This window comes from Amycolatopsis sp. WAC 01416 (assembly GCF_003947485.1).
Lineage (GTDB): Bacteria > Actinomycetota > Actinomycetes > Mycobacteriales > Pseudonocardiaceae > Amycolatopsis.
Map to the genome: position 1 here is coordinate 237,243 of NZ_QHHX01000012.1, position 15,462 is coordinate 252,704.

Annotated in this window: 16 protein-coding genes; 7 read left to right on the plus strand and 9 right to left on the minus strand. The window is 68.5% G+C overall.

The annotated features are described in order from the left end of the window. The first annotated feature begins 124 nt into the window (after positions 1 to 124). From DL990_RS35835 to DL990_RS35855, 5 genes are all read left to right on the plus strand, one after another. Entirely contained in the window at positions 125 to 673 is a 549-nt protein-coding gene (locus DL990_RS35835) for a hypothetical protein (RefSeq protein WP_125801350.1), read from the plus strand. Continuing rightward, entirely contained in the window at positions 670 to 1,770 is a 1,101-nt protein-coding gene (locus DL990_RS35840) for a peptidoglycan-binding protein (protein ID WP_125801351.1), read from the plus strand. The genes DL990_RS35835 and DL990_RS35840 overlap by 4 nt, the downstream gene beginning before the upstream one ends. After that, a complete protein-coding gene (locus tag DL990_RS35845; RefSeq protein ID WP_125782003.1) occupies positions 1,767 to 2,453 on the plus strand; it encodes an ABC transporter ATP-binding protein in 687 nt (228 codons plus the stop codon). The genes DL990_RS35840 and DL990_RS35845 overlap by 4 nt, the downstream gene beginning before the upstream one ends. Continuing rightward, complete coding sequence (locus DL990_RS35850) at positions 2,450 to 3,670, plus strand: ABC transporter permease (protein ID WP_125801352.1); 1,221 nt, start codon at positions 2,450 to 2,452, stop codon at positions 3,668 to 3,670. The genes DL990_RS35845 and DL990_RS35850 overlap by 4 nt, the downstream gene beginning before the upstream one ends. Positions 3,671 to 3,763: 93 nt before the next feature. Next, complete coding sequence (locus DL990_RS35855; RefSeq protein ID WP_125801353.1) at positions 3,764 to 4,960, plus strand: glycosyltransferase 87 family protein; 1,197 nt, start codon at positions 3,764 to 3,766, stop codon at positions 4,958 to 4,960. Positions 4,961 to 4,965: 5 nt separating this feature from the next. On the opposite strand, the gene serC is transcribed toward DL990_RS35855, so the two are convergent. After that, on the minus strand, positions 4,966 to 6,093 hold the full coding sequence (gene serC / locus DL990_RS35860; protein ID WP_125801354.1) for a phosphoserine transaminase: 1,128 nt from the start codon (positions 6,091 to 6,093) through the stop codon (positions 4,966 to 4,968). A 115-nt stretch (positions 6,094 to 6,208) separates the two neighbouring features. Here serC and DL990_RS35865 point away from each other — a divergent pair, with 115 nt between their 5' ends. Beyond that, positions 6,209 to 6,526 carry a hypothetical protein gene (locus DL990_RS35865; RefSeq protein WP_125781995.1) on the plus strand — a complete coding sequence of 106 codons (318 nt, stop codon included), beginning with the start codon at positions 6,209 to 6,211 and terminating at the stop codon, positions 6,524 to 6,526. Between the two features lie 62 nt (positions 6,527 to 6,588). Here DL990_RS35865 and DL990_RS35870 read toward each other — a convergent pair whose 3' ends face one another. The 8 genes from DL990_RS35870 to DL990_RS35905 all read right to left on the minus strand — a co-directional run bounded on the left by DL990_RS35870 (position 6,589) and on the right by DL990_RS35905 (position 13,792). Then, positions 6,589 to 7,935, minus strand: coding sequence for a serine hydrolase (locus DL990_RS35870; RefSeq protein WP_125781993.1), 1,347 nt, complete (start codon positions 7,933 to 7,935; stop codon positions 6,589 to 6,591). A 14-nt stretch (positions 7,936 to 7,949) separates the two neighbouring features. After that, complete coding sequence (locus DL990_RS35875) at positions 7,950 to 8,570, minus strand: response regulator transcription factor (protein WP_125781991.1); 621 nt, start codon at positions 8,568 to 8,570, stop codon at positions 7,950 to 7,952. Beyond that, positions 8,567 to 9,721, minus strand: coding sequence for a sensor histidine kinase (locus tag DL990_RS35880; RefSeq protein ID WP_125801355.1), 1,155 nt, complete (start codon positions 9,719 to 9,721; stop codon positions 8,567 to 8,569). Before DL990_RS35880 ends, DL990_RS35875 begins: the two co-directional genes overlap by 4 nt. Further along, the gene (locus tag DL990_RS35885; RefSeq protein WP_125781987.1) at positions 9,718 to 10,530 is read right to left on the minus strand and encodes an ABC transporter permease; all 813 of its coding nucleotides are present in this window, start codon (positions 10,528 to 10,530) and stop codon (positions 9,718 to 9,720) included. The genes DL990_RS35880 and DL990_RS35885 overlap by 4 nt, the downstream gene beginning before the upstream one ends. Next, positions 10,527 to 11,366, minus strand: coding sequence for an ABC transporter ATP-binding protein (locus DL990_RS35890; protein ID WP_125801356.1), 840 nt, complete (start codon positions 11,364 to 11,366; stop codon positions 10,527 to 10,529). Before DL990_RS35890 ends, DL990_RS35885 begins: the two co-directional genes overlap by 4 nt. Positions 11,367 to 11,450: 84 nt before the next feature. Continuing rightward, entirely contained in the window at positions 11,451 to 12,380 is a 930-nt protein-coding gene (locus DL990_RS35895) for a nucleotidyl transferase AbiEii/AbiGii toxin family protein (RefSeq protein WP_125801357.1), read from the minus strand. Between the two features lie 73 nt (positions 12,381 to 12,453). Next, on the minus strand, positions 12,454 to 13,146 hold the full coding sequence (locus DL990_RS35900) for a type IV toxin-antitoxin system AbiEi family antitoxin domain-containing protein (protein ID WP_125781983.1): 693 nt from the start codon (positions 13,144 to 13,146) through the stop codon (positions 12,454 to 12,456). A gap of 58 nt (positions 13,147 to 13,204) precedes the next feature. After that, a complete protein-coding gene (locus DL990_RS35905) occupies positions 13,205 to 13,792 on the minus strand; it encodes a TetR/AcrR family transcriptional regulator (protein WP_125801358.1) in 588 nt (195 codons plus the stop codon). 143 nt (positions 13,793 to 13,935) lie between these two features. Here DL990_RS35905 and DL990_RS35910 point away from each other — a divergent pair, with 143 nt between their 5' ends. Next, the gene (locus tag DL990_RS35910; protein WP_125801359.1) at positions 13,936 to 15,435 is read left to right on the plus strand and encodes an MFS transporter; all 1,500 of its coding nucleotides are present in this window, start codon (positions 13,936 to 13,938) and stop codon (positions 15,433 to 15,435) included. Positions 15,436 to 15,462 lie beyond the last annotated feature (27 nt).

Consider the following 15,462-nt stretch of genomic DNA (forward strand, 5'->3'; position numbering starts at 1 on the left):
GCAGATAGGTCGGATCTTTGTTCCGCTGATTGGGACGGTAAGCGCGGCATAAGCGACTTCGCTTACCGCGCCGGAATCGCCCTCTCCGTAGAAATCGGTGCGCAAGACGACCGAAGGAGCAGCGATGCGGAAACGACCGATGGCGGCACTGATCGCCGGAGCGGTCCTCGCGCTGGTGGCCGGCTGCGGCGGTGGCGGGGACGGAGGCGACAAGGTCGCCTCGATCTCGTCGCCGCCGGCTCCCGGCGCCGCCGGTGACGGGAAGCAGGCCGACAACGTGTCCGACGAGGACAAGATGCGCAACTTCGCGAAGTGCATGCGCGAGCACGGGATCGACATGCCGGATCCCCAGACCAATGGTGACGGGAAGGGCATGATCTCCATCGAGGCGGGCGAAGGCAGGCCCGACGAGAACAAGATGAAGGCCGCGAGCGACGCTTGCCGGAAGCTGTTGCCGAACGGTGGCGAGATCAAGCCGCCCACGCCGGAAGAGCTCGACAAGATGCGCAAGGAAGCCAAGTGCATGCGCGAGCACGGCATCGACTTCCCGGACCCCGACCCCAGCGGCAAGGGCGCCGCCATGACGATGGACACGGGTGACCCCAAGAAGTTCGAAGAAGCGGCGAAGGCCTGCGGTCTCGGCATGACCATGAGGGCGGCCCCGGCGAAATGAGCGAACACGAAGGACCCGGCGGCGCACGGCGTTCCCGCCGGGCGCGCTGGTTCATCATCGCGGCGGTGCTCGCCGTCGTGGTCGGGACGATGTCGGTGGTCGTGCTGACCAGGGTCACGTCGGAGGCCCAGCAGGTCGGGCAGGCGCCGCCACCGGTGGAGACCGCGAAGGTCGAGAAGACCGACATGCAGGAGGAGGAAGAGGCGAACGGAACTCTCGGCTACGGCGCGGAAAACGCCCTCGCCGGCCGGAAACAGGGCACCATCACCGCCCTGCCGGACACGGGTGCGGTGTACACCCGGGGGAAGACCGTGTACGGCGTCGACGCCAAACCGGTGCCGTTGTTCTACGGCACGTTGCCGTTCTTCCGTGACCTCGCGGACGGGGCCGCGGACGGCCCGGACGTCAAGCAGCTGGAAGAGAACCTGAAGGCGCTCGGTTTCGGCGGTTTCGGTACACCGGACAAGAAGTTCACCTCGGCCACCACCGCCGCGATCAAGAAATGGCAGAAGTCGCTGGGCGTCGAGCAGACCGGCACCTTCGGCCAGGGCGACGCCGTCTTCGCGCTCGGCGCGATCCGGGTTTCGCAGGTCGCCGCGCAGCTCGGCGGCCCGGGAGGCGGCGAACTCCTGAAGTACACCGGCACCGAGCGTCTCGTCGAGGTCAAGCTCGACGCCGCCAAGCAGGCCATCGCGAAGGAAGGGGACAAGGTCGGGGTCGACATCACCGGCGGCAAGAGCACGACCGGGGTGATCGCCGAGGTCGGCAAGGTCGCGGAAACCGGCAAGGACGGCGCCGGGCAGGACGACGGCAAGCCGAAGATCAAGGTGAAGATCAAGCTGGACGATCCGGCCGCGGCGGGATCGCTCGATTCGACGCCCGTCTCGGTGCGGTTCACCAAGGAAGTCCACAGTGGAGTCCTGGCGGTTCCCGTCGGAGCACTGCTCGCGCTCGCCGAAGGTGGGTACGCCGTCGAGGTCGACGAAGGCGGCAACCGGCGCCTCATCGCGGTGAAGACCGGTCTGTTCTCCGGCGGCCGCGTCGAAATCACCGGCACCGGCCTCGCCGCCGGGATGCGGGTGGTGACGACCTCATGACCCCGGTGCTGGACGTGCGCGGCGCCTCCCGCACCTATCCCGGCGGGGTGCGGGCACTGCACGAGGTGTCACTGTCCATTGAGGACAGGGAGATGGTCGCCATCGTCGGCCCGTCCGGCTCCGGCAAGTCGACGCTGCTGCAGCTGATGGGCACGCTCGACCGGCCGACCAGCGGCGTCATCGAACTGCGCGGGAACGACGTGGCGAAACTGCCCGACCGCAAGCTTTCCGCGTTGCGGTCCCGGTGGATCGGGTTCGTGTTCCAGCAGTTCTTCCTCAGCGAGGGGGTGAGCGCGGTCGACAACGTCGCGACGGGGCTGCTATACGCGGGGGTGCCGCGGCGGAAACGGCACGAACGGGCGCTGGCCGCGCTCGACCGGGTCGGCCTCGCGCATCGGGCCGGCCATTTCCCGAACGAGCTCTCCGGCGGGGAACGGCAGCGGGTGGCGATCGCGCGGGCGGTCGTCAACTCGCCGTCGATCCTGCTGGCGGACGAGCCGACCGGGAACCTCGACACGGGCAACGGCGCGGCGATCCTCAACCTGCTCGCCACGTTGAGCTCGCAGGGGACGACGGTCGTGATCATCACGCACGACCGGGAGATCGCGGCGGGCATCCCGCGGCGGATCGAGCTGCGCGACGGCCGGATCCGGCTCGACACCGGGACGGGGGTGCTGGTGTGAGCGCACCCGTCCTCGACAAGACGCCGACACCGAATCCGGCCAGGCTCGGCCCGCGCGACGTGCTGACCCTCGGCGCGCACGGGATGCGGACGCGGCCGATGCGCGCGGTGCTGTCCGCGCTCGGCATCGGGATCGGGATCGCCGCGATGGTGGCGGTGCTCGCGATTCCGGCGTCGGGTGCGAAGGCGTTGCAAGACCAGCTGGCCGCGCTCGGCACGAACCTGCTTTCGGCCGGGCCGGGCAAGACGATGTTCGGTGGTGACGCGACGTTGCCGGACAGCGCGGTGCCGATGGCCAAGCGGATCGCCCCGGTGACCGCGGCGTCCGCGACCGGCACCACCGACGGGACCGTGCGGCGCACGGACAAGATCGCCAAGGACGAGACGTCCGGCCTCTCGGTCTACGCGGCGACGCCGGATCTCCTCGACGTCATCGGCGGCGCCGTCCGCACCGGGCGGTTCCTCCGTGACGCGACCCGCGACTACCCGGTCACCGTGCTGGGTTCGGTCGCGGCCGCGCGGCTCGGGATCGATCACATCGATCCGGCCAAGCCACCGCAGGTGTTCATCGGCGGTCAGTGGTTCACCGTGGGCGGCATTCTCGGGCCGACCCCGCTGGCGCCCGAGATCGAGCGGTCGGCGCTGGTCGGCTGGGACGTCGCCAAGCGGCTCCTTGGCTTCGAGGGGCATCCGACCACCGTGTACGTCCGGGCGAAGGACTCGCAGGTCGAGAACGTGCGTTCGGTGCTCGCGCAGACGATGAACCCGCAGGCGCCGAACGAGGTCGAGGTGCGTCGTCCGTCGGAGGCGCTGGAGGCGCAGAAGCTGACGGAGAACACCTACAGCGCGTTGTTCCTCGGGCTCGGTGGGGTGGCGTTGCTGGTCGGCGGCGTCGGGGTGGCCAACACGATGGTGATCTCGGTGCTGGAGCGGCGCCGCGAGATCGGCCTCCGCCGCGCGCTCGGCGCGACGAAACGGCAGGTGAGAGGTCAGTTCTTGGCCGAGTCGGTGCTGCTGTCCGGGCTCGGCGGGATCGCCGGGGTCCTGGTCGGCGTGCTGGTGACGGCCGGGTACGCGCTGAGCCAAGGCTGGCCGGCGGTGCTCCCCGTCAGCGCCCTGCTCGGCGGGGTCGGGGTCTCGGCACTGGTCGGTGCCGTCGCCGGCGCCTATCCGGCGATGCGCGCCGCCCGGCTCCCGCCGACCCAAGCGCTCGCCTGACCACGCAATTCGGCACCTGGTTGCGACGGTGCGCATCGCGTACTACCGCAACCAGGTGCCGAATTGCGAGGTAGCGGTGGGTAATCTCGCCGGGTGCTGGTGGGATTGTCGGGGCGGAAACTCGCGGGGGCGTTGATCGCGCTCGAAACCGTCGTGGTCGGCGTGCTGTTCGCGTTCAAGGTGTTCGACGGCCAGGACCTCGAGGTCTACATCGGCGGCGCGCGGCTCCTCGTCGACTCGGGCGACCTGTACGGCACGTGGGTGCAGACGCACGGGGGCTGGCTGCCCTTCACCTACACACCGTTCGCGGCCGCGGTGTTCCTGCCCGGCACGCTGCTGTCCGCCGCGCTGGCCACGAGGCTGGTCGGGCTCGCGTCGATCATCGCGGGCGGGATCGTCGTCTACCTCTTCGTCGCGACGCTCAACGGCTCGCTCACCGACCGTGCGAACGTCCGTGGCCGCGCCATCGCCGTACTGGCGGCGATCGGGGCGCAGGCCGTCGGCGGGATCATGGAACCGGTCCGCTCGACGCTCGGCTTCGGCCAGATCAACACCCTCCTGATGCTGATGGTCGTCCTCGACGCCCTGCTCCCTGGCCGCGCGCGGACCAAGGGCCTGCTGATCGGCGTCGCCGCGGCGATCAAGCTGACCCCGGCCTTCTTCATCCTGTTCTTCTTGTTCCGCAAGGACTTCCGCTCGTCCGCACGGGTCGTGGCCGGGTTCCTCGGCGCGGGCGCGCTGATGTTCCTGGTCGCGCCGGACGCGTCCGCGAAGTTCTGGACGAACATCCTCTTCGACACCGGCCGCATCGGCGATCGCGGCTATGTCGGGAACCAATCGCTGCGCGGGATGCTCGCGCGGTTCGGACTCGGCTCGGCGGAGGACGCCGTGTGGGTGCTGGCCGCGGTGGTGGTGGTCGCGCTGACCGCGTTCGTGATCGTGCGCGTCGCGGAGCCGGTGTTCGCGCTGACGGCGTGCGCGATCGGCGGGCTGCTGGTCTCGCCGGTGTCCTGGACCCACCACTGGATCTGGTGCGTGCCGATCCTCGTGCTGCTGGTCTGGACCCGGTCGATCGTTTCCTACCTGCTCGCGGCCGTGACGGTGGCGCTGTTCGTGATCGCGCCGATGTGGCTCGCGCCGCGGCCCGCCGGGAGTTTCGGCTGGTGGCTGGCGACGGAATCCTTCGTGCTGTACGGCCTCTTGCTGCTGCTGGCCGCGATCTGCCACAAATCCGTGAAGGCCTCCTTGAGGGACTCTGGGTCCCTTAAGGAGGCCTTCACGGACAGCTAGCTAGCTCAGCCCAGGCGCTCGACGACGTACTCGATGCTCTGGGTCAGCTTCGTGATGTCGTCCGGGTCGATGGCCGGGAACAGGCCGACGCGCAGCTGGTTGCGGCCCAGCTTCCTGTACGGCTCGGTGTCGACGATCCCGTTGGCGCGCAACACCTTCGCGACCGCCGAGGCGTCCACCTCGTCGGCGAAGTCGATGGTGCCGACGACCTGCGAGCGCAGCGACGGGTCGCTGACGAACGGCGTCGTGTAGCTGGTCTTCTCGGCCCATTCGTACAGCCGGGTCGACGAGTCGCGCGTGCGCGCGGTCGTCCACTCGAGACCGCCGTTCGAGTTCATCCACTCGATCTGGTCGGCCAGCAGGAACAGCGTCGACACCGCGGGGGTGTTGTACGTCTGGTCCTTGCGGGAGTTGTCGAGCGCGGTGGTCAGCGACAGGAACTCGGGGATCCAGCGGTCGCTCGCGCCGATCTCGCCGATGCGCTCGACCGCGGCGGGCGAGGCCAGCGCGATCCAGAGGCCACCATCGGAGGCGAAGGACTTCTGGGGCGCGAAGTAGTAGACGTCGAAGTCCTCGGCCTTGACCGGCAGGCCGCCCGCACCGGAGGTGGCGTCGATGGCGACGAGGGCACCTTCACTGCCTTCGGGGCGGTGGACCGGCACCGCGACACCGGTCGAGGTCTCGTTGTGCGCCCAGCCGACCAGGTCGGCACCGGGCTCGTAGGCGATCTCGGGCGCGCTGCCCGGGTCGGCCTTGACGACGATCGGGTCGGCGAGGAACGGGGCGCCCTTGGTGACCGTGGCGAACTTCGAGGAGAACTCGCCGTAGGTGAAGTGCTGCGCACGTTCCCGCACGAGCCCGAACGCGGCGGCGTCCCAGAATGCGGTCGTCCCGCCGTTGCCGAGGACCACTTCGTAGCCTTCGGGCAGGGAGAACAATTCGGACAGACCCGCACGCACGCGGCCGACGAGGGACTTCACCGGCTTCTGGCGGTGCGAGGTGCCGAGGTAGGTGGCACCGGATTTCGCCAGGTTGGCGAGCTGCTCGTCACGGACCTTGGACGGTCCGCAGCCGAAGCGGCCATCGGCAGGCTTCAGGTCCGCGGGGAGGGTCAACTCAGGTGCGTCGGTCATGAGGCCAGTCTCTCAGGTCGGGACGGCCCTGCTGACAGTCGGTGCCGCGTGTCCGGGATGTGGGATCGGCGGACCGGCTCCCCTTGGCGCCGGCCGCCGGGTAGCTTCTCGCCTCATGGCGACAGTGCACGAACGATTCCCGGTGTCCCCCGAGGCGTTGTGGCAGGCCCTTCCCCACGGAGTCGACGCGGTCAAGGGGCAGGCCCCGTATTACGACGCGGCGGCGGGCTACGTCACCTTCTCGACCAAGCTCGGCTGGCTCAGCTACGGCCAGACGGTCACGGTGAAGGTCGAGCGGACGACGGAGGGTTCGGGCCTGGCGATCCAGACGAGCCTCAAGTTCGGCTTCGTCGACTGGGGTGAGGGCAAGCGCATCGCCCGCAACTTCATCGCTGCCGTCGGCGTCGCGGTCGGGCACACCCCGGCCGCTTGACGTGGTCGTGAGTGGCGATTCGTGTTCTAACCCGAATCGCCACTCACGACCCGCTGGACCGGTCAGCGCCAGCCGTCGGGGTCGACGCCGCCGGGGATGGGCGCGGCCGGGTCGAACGGCGTCCGCGAGAAGATGAACGTCGCGAGGTCGAGATGGTTCGGCTTCCCCGCCGAGTCCCGCCCGACCCGCAGCGTTTCGCCCGCGTAGTAGGCGTCGAGGCCGACCCAGGTGTCTTCTCCGACGGGCGCGAACCGCGACGCGCGGCCGGCACCATCGGTCGGCGCGAGGGAGAACAGGCCGCCAGGGAGCAGGCGCAGGTGGTACGGCGTCGGGCCCCAGTGCCACAGCCCGGTCAGCTCCAGCAGCTTCGGGTCCACAGTGGACGGTTGCCATTCCGTGGGCATGGACGGCTCGTGCTGTTCGGTCAGGTTCATCAGGTCGAGGCACAGCTGCGTGATGCCGACGCCCGCCGTCGAGTTCGTCAGCACCAGCGCGCCGATACCCGCGTTCGCGTCGACCAGCGAGCAGGCGAGGAAGCCCGGCATCGACCCGGTGTGCCCGGCCAGCCGCCTGCCCTCGGTGCGGACCAGCATGACACCGAGGCCGAATCCGGTGGTCCAAGCGTCGCCGTCGTCCACGGTGACCATTTCGCGCATCTCCGCGACGGTCTGCTCGCTCAGCACGCCACCGGTGTGGCCGCCGAGGAACGCCGTCCAGCGGGCGAGGTCGGTGATCGTCGACCACAGCTGCCCGGCGGGCGCCATCGCGCCGGCATCCGGCGACGGTTCCGGCATGAGGAGGTCGGCGAAGGGGTGCACGGCGAACCCGTTCGCGTGTGCGCCTTCGGGATGCGGCGAGGTCCGGGTCATGCCGAGCGGGCCGAGGATCTCGGCGCGGATGACGTCGAGCCAGGACTGCCCGCGGTGCCGGGCGACCAGCTCGCCGAGCACGCCGTAACCGACGTTGCTGTAGTGGAACTTGCTGCCCGGCCGCAGCCGCGTCGCGCCGTCCTTGAGGCTCTCGACGAGCGCGTCCCAGTCGGCGCCGACCGTGCGCTCCCACCAGGAACCGGGCGATTCCGCGGTCAGGCCCGAGGTGTGGGAGAGCAGTTGCGCGATGGTGGCCGAGCCGAACGCGGTGCCGGGAAGGTGCTGTTCGAGCGGGTCGTTGAGGTCCAGCTTGCCTTCGTCGCGCAGCCGCATGACGGCCGTCGCGACGAGTGTCTTGGTGATCGAGCCGAGGCGGTACTGCGTGTTGTCGCCGGGTGTCTCGCCGTCGACGCGTCCGCGTCCTCCGGACCAGGCGATTTCGCCGTCGCGGACGACGGCGGCGACGATGGACGGGGCGCGGCACGAGGATTGCTCGTGCGCGAGGCGGCGTAGCAGCGCCAATTCGGTCGAGGCAAGCATGAGACGCATTCTGCCTACCCGAGCAGGCCCAGTCGCATAGCGGTGGTCACAGCGGCCGTGCGGTCCGAAACGTCCAGTTTGCCGAACGTCCGGAGCAGGTGGGTCTTGACCGTCGCTTCGCTGATGTGGAGCGTCCGGCCGATGTCGGCGTTCGTGTTCCCCCGCGCCACCAGCCGGAGCACCTCGATCTCGCGTGCCGACAACGGCGACGCCGTCGGATTGCGCACCCGGTTCACCAGCTTCCCGGCGACCGAAGGCGCCAAGACCGTCTCGCCGCGTGACGCCGCACGGATCGCGCCGGCCAGCTCCGCGCGCGAAGCGTCCTTCAGTAGGTACCCGGAGGCTCCCGCTTCGACCGCGCGCAGGATGTCCGCGTCCGTCTCGTAGGTGGTGAGCACGACGACCCGCTGACCCGGCCGGTCCGCGAGGATCTTCCGCGTCGCGCCGACGCCGTCGAGACCGGGCATCCGCAGATCCATCAGGATCACGTCCGGCTGCTTGATCCGGCTCAGCGCGACGGCCTCGTCGCCGGAGCCCGCTTCCCCGATGACGCTCAGGTCCGGCTCGGCCTCCAGCATGCCGCGCAGGCCTTCCCGCACCACGGGGTGATCGTCGACCAGCATGATCGTGATCACGCGGGCACCTCCAGTTCCAGCGTCGTCCCCGCACCGGGTTCGCTCGCACACGTCACGATGCCACCGACCTGCCCCGCCCGGGCCCGCATCCCCGCCAGGCCGAAGCCGCCGGTGGGCTCGGCGGGGTCGAATCCGGCGCCGTCGTCGGTCACGCGGAGCCGGGCTCGTCCGTCCACAACGGACAGAAGGAGCGAAACCGCGGCGGCGCGCGAATGCTTGCGGATGTTGCTCAGCGCCTCCTGTGCCCCTCGCAGCAGGACGACCTCGGTGGCCATCGGGAGCGCGGGCAGCGGGCCGCCGACCTCGATCGACGCCTCGATCCCGGTCTCCTCCGTCAGCCGTTCGACCAGCCTGCGCAAGGATTCCTCCAGTGAAGCGGCGGCGAGCGCCGACGGCATCCGCGTCGCGACCATCGCCCGCGCCTCGGCCAGGTTCTCCCGCGCCGTCCGCGCCGCGAGATCCAGGTGACGGCGGGCCGCCTTCGGATCGGTGTCCATTTCGGACTCGATGGCCTGGGTGAGCGTGACGATACTGGTGAAGCCCTGCGCGAGCGTGTCATGGATCTCGCGGGCCATGCGCTCGCGTTCGGCTGCCATGCCCGCCTCGCGGGAGAGGCGCGAAACCTCCGCCTGACTGGCTTCCAGCTGTTCGATCAACGCGGCCCGGCCTTTGCTCTGCGCGATGATCTGGGTGGTGTAGCGGCCGGCCAGCAGGCTGAAGACGATCAGGATCGCCGTCATCGGCAGCAGGACCGGCTGTTCGTCGAGCCCACCCCGGACGAGCAGGGCAGCCGGGCTCGACAGCACCGCCGCCGTGGTGAGGATCGACGCTGCCTTTGTCGGCATCGTCATGTAGAGCACGGGGCAGGATAGGAAGAGGATGAAGCTCGAGTTGCCCGCGGCGAAGATGGCACCCACCGTGAAGAGCAGCAGTACCCCGGCGAACAGCCATGGCGTGTGCTCGTAGTCCGGACCTTTGATGAGGCGGCGTCCTCGTGCCAGGTAGGTCACGCCGAGCCCTGCCAAACACAGGAGCGCGATCGTTTTGTCCGTGGCCGTCCCGCCTTCGAAGAGCACCAAGGCCGTCGTCGCGACGAAGGTGACCCCGAAGAGGACTTCCCAGAGCCAGTAGAACCGCTCCCAGGCGTTCACCTGTCCTCGTTCGACCAGCGGAACGTCAGCTTCGCCAGCAGCAGCCCCGCGGCGCACCACGCCGTCAGCACCAGTGCCACCATCGGAAGTTCCCATGTCCCCGCCATCTCCTGTGCCGCGGCTTCGGCCGGCAGGAACACCGAGCGGAAGCCCTGGCAGATCCACTTCACCGGGAAGAACGAAGCGATGTCGACCATAACCTTCGGCAGGTTGGTGATCGGCGTGACGAACACCCCGGAGATGAACTGCAGCGAGATGTAGATCAGGTTGGTCACCGCGACTGCGCCGCTGACCGTCTTGGTCACCGAACTGAGCGCGATGCCAAGAAGCGTGCAGCTGGTGATGCCGAGCACGAAGACCCACAGCGCGGTCAGCAGCTTCGCCGGGTCGGTCGGCAGCTCCAGATCGAACAGGAGGCTGCCGACGATCGACATCAGCACCACCTGGGCGATGCTCGTGAAGCCGACCAGGATGATCTTGCCGATGAAGTAGGAAGCGGCGGGCATCGGCGTGCCGCGCAGCCGTTTCAGCGCGCCGAGCTCACGGTCGGACGCGAGGTTGATGCCGATGCTGTTGAACGACGTCGAGACGATGCCGGAGCCGATCATGCCCGCGGCCAGCACCTGCCCGGTGGTGATCGCCATGCCGGGCATCGACGAGTCCAGCATCGAGCCGAGCAGGATCATCAGCAGGGACGGGAAGGCGAAGGTGAAGATCACCTGTTCCCGGATGCGGAAGAACTGCCTGAGCTCCGCGGCACCCCGGACGAGGCCGAGCGAGAAGGTGCCCGGGAGGGTCAGCGTGCTCATCGGGCTTCTCCGATCAGGTCGAGGTAGGTCTCTTCGAGGGTGGGCCGGTGGACGGTCAGCTCCGACGGCTCGCGGCCGTCGGCGGAGAGCTCGCGGATCAGCTTGGCCGGGAAATGGGTGCGCTCCAGATGGCCGCCCCTCTCGTCCGTCCAGCGGACCGTGGCCTCCGCGGTGGAGCGACCGCCGAGCGTCTGCGGTGTCCCCTCGGCGACGATCTGCCCGCGTGTGATGACCGCGACGCGATCGGCCAGCGCCTCGGCCTCGTCGAGATAGTGCGTGGTGAGCAGGATCGTGGTGCCTTCGCGGGCGAGACTCCTGATCAGCTCCCAGAACTGGCGCCGGGCCGCCGGATCGAACCCGGTCGTCGGCTCGTCGAGGAACACCAGCTCGGGCCGCCCGATGATCCCGAGCGCGACGTCCACACGCCGCCGTTGCCCGCCCGAAAGGCTCTTGACGCGGGCACCCGCCTTCTCGGTCAGGCCGACCTTCTCGATCACTTCTTCGGTGTCACGAGGATCCGGGTAATAGCGGGCGAAGTGCCGGACGGTCTCGGCGACGGTGAGCTCTGCGGCGTCGTTGGCCGTCTGCAACACGATCCCCAGCCTCGCCCGCCAAGCCCGGCCCGCCGTGCCGGGATCCTCACCGAGCACGTCGACGTCGCCCGACGTCCGCCCGCGGTGGCCCTCCAGAATCTCGACCGTCGTCGTCTTGCCCGCGCCGTTGGGGCCGAGCAGAGCGAACACCTCACCCTGCTCGATGTCGAGGTCGATCCCCCCGACGGCGGTGTGGCCCGGGTACTCCTTGCGCAGGCCACGCACTCTCACTGCCGTTTTCATACGTCGATCGTGCTGTGCGGGGCGGGGTCTGCGGGACGTCCGCAGGACTGAACCCGGTTGTCAACCGAACGATGGACACCGGTGTCACCGCCAGGTTCGTTCCTCGGGGCGCCACCGCCCTGCCGGATGCGTCGCCAGCAGAAGCGGAGTGACGAAGGCGTCCGCGAGGTCGTGCACACCTTCGAGCGTCCGGAATTCGGAAGGCAGCCCGCGGACACCTTGGGCGGCCTTGTGATAGCCACCCTTCCAGGAATGCGGATCGGGGACCTCGAACCCAGCGGGCGGATTCACCACCATCCCACGGCTTCGGCGGCGAGCGATTTCGTCGTACAGGATTTCGTGCGTCTCCTTGCCCGGTATGGAGGACTTCAACGCGAACAGGGCGAGGTCGACGAGATCCTTGTAACGGCTGGACGGGTGGCCGCCGACCTGATGACGCTCGTACATAGCGCAGATCTTTTCCGCGACATGGTCTTCGATCGGGAACATCCGCGCTTCCGGCCAGGGGACGCAATCACTGGCGAACGGAGGTACCAGCGGCTCGGTGGTAATGGGGCCGCGCGGCAGATGCCCGGAGGTGACGACGTCCACGCGGACCCGGTGATTGAGAGGCGCGTTCTCGAACATCACCATGAACGACACCTTGCGGGTAGGGCGCTCGACATGGGTTTGAGCCGAGGTTCCGAGGTGGGAGAACCAGATGCCATCGGCGAGGCGTAGCCCGGCCGCCGTCTTGAGCGCGTCGACCGCGGCGTCGGTCGTGTCCTCCATGGAGAGCAGATCGATGTCGGTGGAGTAGCGCGCGGAAGGCCAACGGACAAGGAGGGCTTGCCCGCCCTTCAGCACCCAGTTCGAGGCGTCGTCGCCGTGGAAGACCCGGGCGATCAAACGACGATGAAAATGCAGTTGCAGTAGCTCGCCGGTGGAGATACCCGTCGTTTTGGTGCCGTTCCTCGCTCTGTCCTTCTGAGAGTCGAGATAACCACGCGGAGTTTTCGGGCGTTGAGAGGGCATCCCGCCATGGTCTTGCGCTGGGACGAACTCAATGGAGAAGGTGCTTCGACCTTGATTCGCCCTTTCGCAAGCCCTAATGCCGCGGCGGAGTCGGACGGTGGGCGAGTTGCGTGACCGAGGTGCCGATCCCGGCAAGTAGCTGTTCGAGCAATGCTTCGCCGTCTCCAGGACGGCGGACGCCATAACGCAAGGCATAGGGTCCGATGTGCTCCGCCAGTACGTCCAAGCGAAGCAGGTTCGTCTCCACCGCCTCCTGGATGATCGTGGCGATATGGCTGCTGTCGATACGCTGCTCCAACAGATCGCGGACGGTGCGGAGCGCGGTGGTGACCGGAAGCCCGTCGATCGTCGTCACGTCGTCTTCGAGCAGTCCGGCGACCCTGAAGCGCACATCGGGATCTCGGCTGGTGCGGCGGCGTGGCGTGGTCAGGACTATCCGGTCGTCGACGAGTTCGCCGAGCCTGTGCAGCCGCGCGGCCGACTCGTGGGAAATCACCCCTCCGTCCGGATCGAGAGGGGACCGCTTCCACGCGGGTTCGGCCGCGTTGAGCATCAGCCAGGCCGCCTGCTCCTCCCGCACCTCGGTCGCTACGGCGATCGTGGCCGCATAGACGCCGTGACGGACACGGTCGAGGTGGCCGGCTTTCTCCAAGCGATGCAGTGTGACGCCATCGACGCCGGCACCCTTGGCTTGCCGGGACGTGACCATGCCCCACTGGGCGCTGGTGAACGCACTGAGCAGCCGTAGTGCGTCACTCGTGTTCATACAGCGAAGTTTACGTCACCAAGCAGCGTTAGTTACGTCTCAATGTAACTAACGCTGCTTAAGGTGGACTTAGCAGTGTGCGGACGGAGGTTTCGAGGGAGGGCAGGAGGGTGGCCGGATCGACGGCGGTGAGCATCCGGTTCGCGAAGCCGTCCGAGAGGGCGAGCACGGCGTCGGCCAGGTCGCTCGCCGCGAGGTCGTCGCGGACATGGCCTGCGGTCTGCGCCTCCGAGACGTAGCGCGTCGTGAGTTCCTGCAGTTCGTCGTAGCCGGTGCGGATGAATTCGGCCCATGACGGCCGGACGGCGGCGCGGGCGGTGAAGGCGTTGATGACGATCACCTCCGCGCGGCGCTGTTCGTCGAGCGGCATCGCCTCGACGAGCAGGCGCAGCAGCAGGTCCAGCAGGTTCCCGGACTGATCGAGGGTCTGCCAGCGCTGCTCCAGGAACTCGCTGGTCATGTCGAGGGCGAAGCGGAACAGATCTTCCTTGGTGGAGAAGTACTTCTGCACCGCGCCCGCGGACACCCCGGCTTCGCCTGCGACCGAGCGCACGCTGACGGCCTCGACGCCTTCGCGCGCGACAATGCGCAGGAGGGCGCCGGCGATCTCGCGGCGGCGTTCGGCGCGGTCGACGATCTTCGGCACGGACGCATCCTCCTCCTGCGGCGGGGTGGGTCGTGAGTGGCGATTCGTGTTCTAACCCGAATCGCCACTCACGACCCACCCGACCGGCTTGCCCACTCGACCATCTTTAGAATACATTCGTATCCTGAAAAGGGGGTACTGGGGTGGACGAAGTCGCACACAAGCGGCGGGCGGAGGAGAACCAGCTCGCCGCCGCGCTGACCAAAGGACCGGCGGAGGTCCTCGATTTCCTTCTGCCGTTGTGGGTGGGGAGCCAGCTCGGCGCGTCGGCCGCCGAGGTCGGGGCGCTGACCGCGTTGGAGACGCTGGTGTCGTTCGTGATCCGGCCGATCGCGGGGTCGCTCGCGGACCGGTTCGACCGTGGCCGGGTCGCGGCCGTCGGTGCGGTCCTCTATGGACTGTCCTTTGTGGTCTATGCGGTGACGCCGGGCATCGGAGTCGCTTATCTGGCCGCGGTTCTCGGTGGCGCGGGTGGGGCGCTGTTCTGGGTCGCGTTGCGGGCTCGGGTGGGAGAGGGGCTCGCGAGGGACGACGGCGCGTTCAGCAAGCTGTTCGCGGCCGAGGGCGGCGGCACGTGGATCGCGTTCGTGGTCGCGCTGACCGCGATCGCCTGGATCGACTACCGGGGTGTGTTCTGGCTCGGTGCGGCGGCCTGCGCGGTGGCCGCGGTGGTCTTGCTGAACGCGCCGTCCGCGCCGGTGCGCGAAGTGGGCGCGCCACGGCTTTTCCAGCTGGGTAAGAGGATGCGCCCGATGCTGGCGCTCGTCGCGCTGACCGCGACGGCCGAGGCCGGGGTCGCCCTGTTGCTCCTGATGCATCTGCAACGCGGGCATCAGCTGCGGCTCGGCGAGATCGCGGCCGTGTTCATCCCCGGCTTCATCGTCTACAGCCTGCTGCCGGACTACCTGCACGGCTTCGTCCGCAAGGTCGGCCGGACGCGGGTGCTCGCCTTGGCGATGGTGGCGAGCGCGGTCTTCGCCGCCGGCTTGTCCTTCGCGCCGAGTCCGGCGGTGCTCGCGGTCATGTGGGTCCTCTCGGCGGCGGCGTTCGCGGCGGCCATCCCGGTGGAGCAGGCGGTGCTCGTCGAGGCGGCCGGGCTCAGCCTCGGCCGGGCAATGGGGATCTACGAGAGCGCGACGCTACTGGGAGCGACGATCGGGACCTTCGTGGCGGGTCAGCTGTACGGCTCGGACGTCGGATGGCGCGTCGCTTGCTTCGGCGCGGCGGTTCTCCTGCTCTTCGGATCGTTCGTGGTTCGTGGCGCCGTACGGCGTGTCGGAGTTGCGGAGTTTCCCGTGGAACCACGAAAAACGGTGTCACAAAAGGGAAAGCCGGTCACCCGCACGGTCGTGGAGAGTCCGCAAGCGGCCGAATCGGTGACGGAGAAGGCGAACAAGCGCTCGAACCCGTTCCGAAACTGGACGGTCCATGTCGCGGTGTACGTCGTCGCGCAGGCGGCGCTGGCGTTCGCCGGATACAGCTGGCCCGTCGAAGCGTTGTTCGGCGGCCCTCACGCGGCCGACTGGTTCTGGAACTCCAGTGGTCACTGGCTGCTGAACATCGGCCGGATCTGGACCTTCGTCCTGGTGATCGACACCGTGTGGACGATCGGCCGCGCGTTACTGAAGAAGCGGCCTTATTGACATGTTGTCTAACATGACACTATGTCT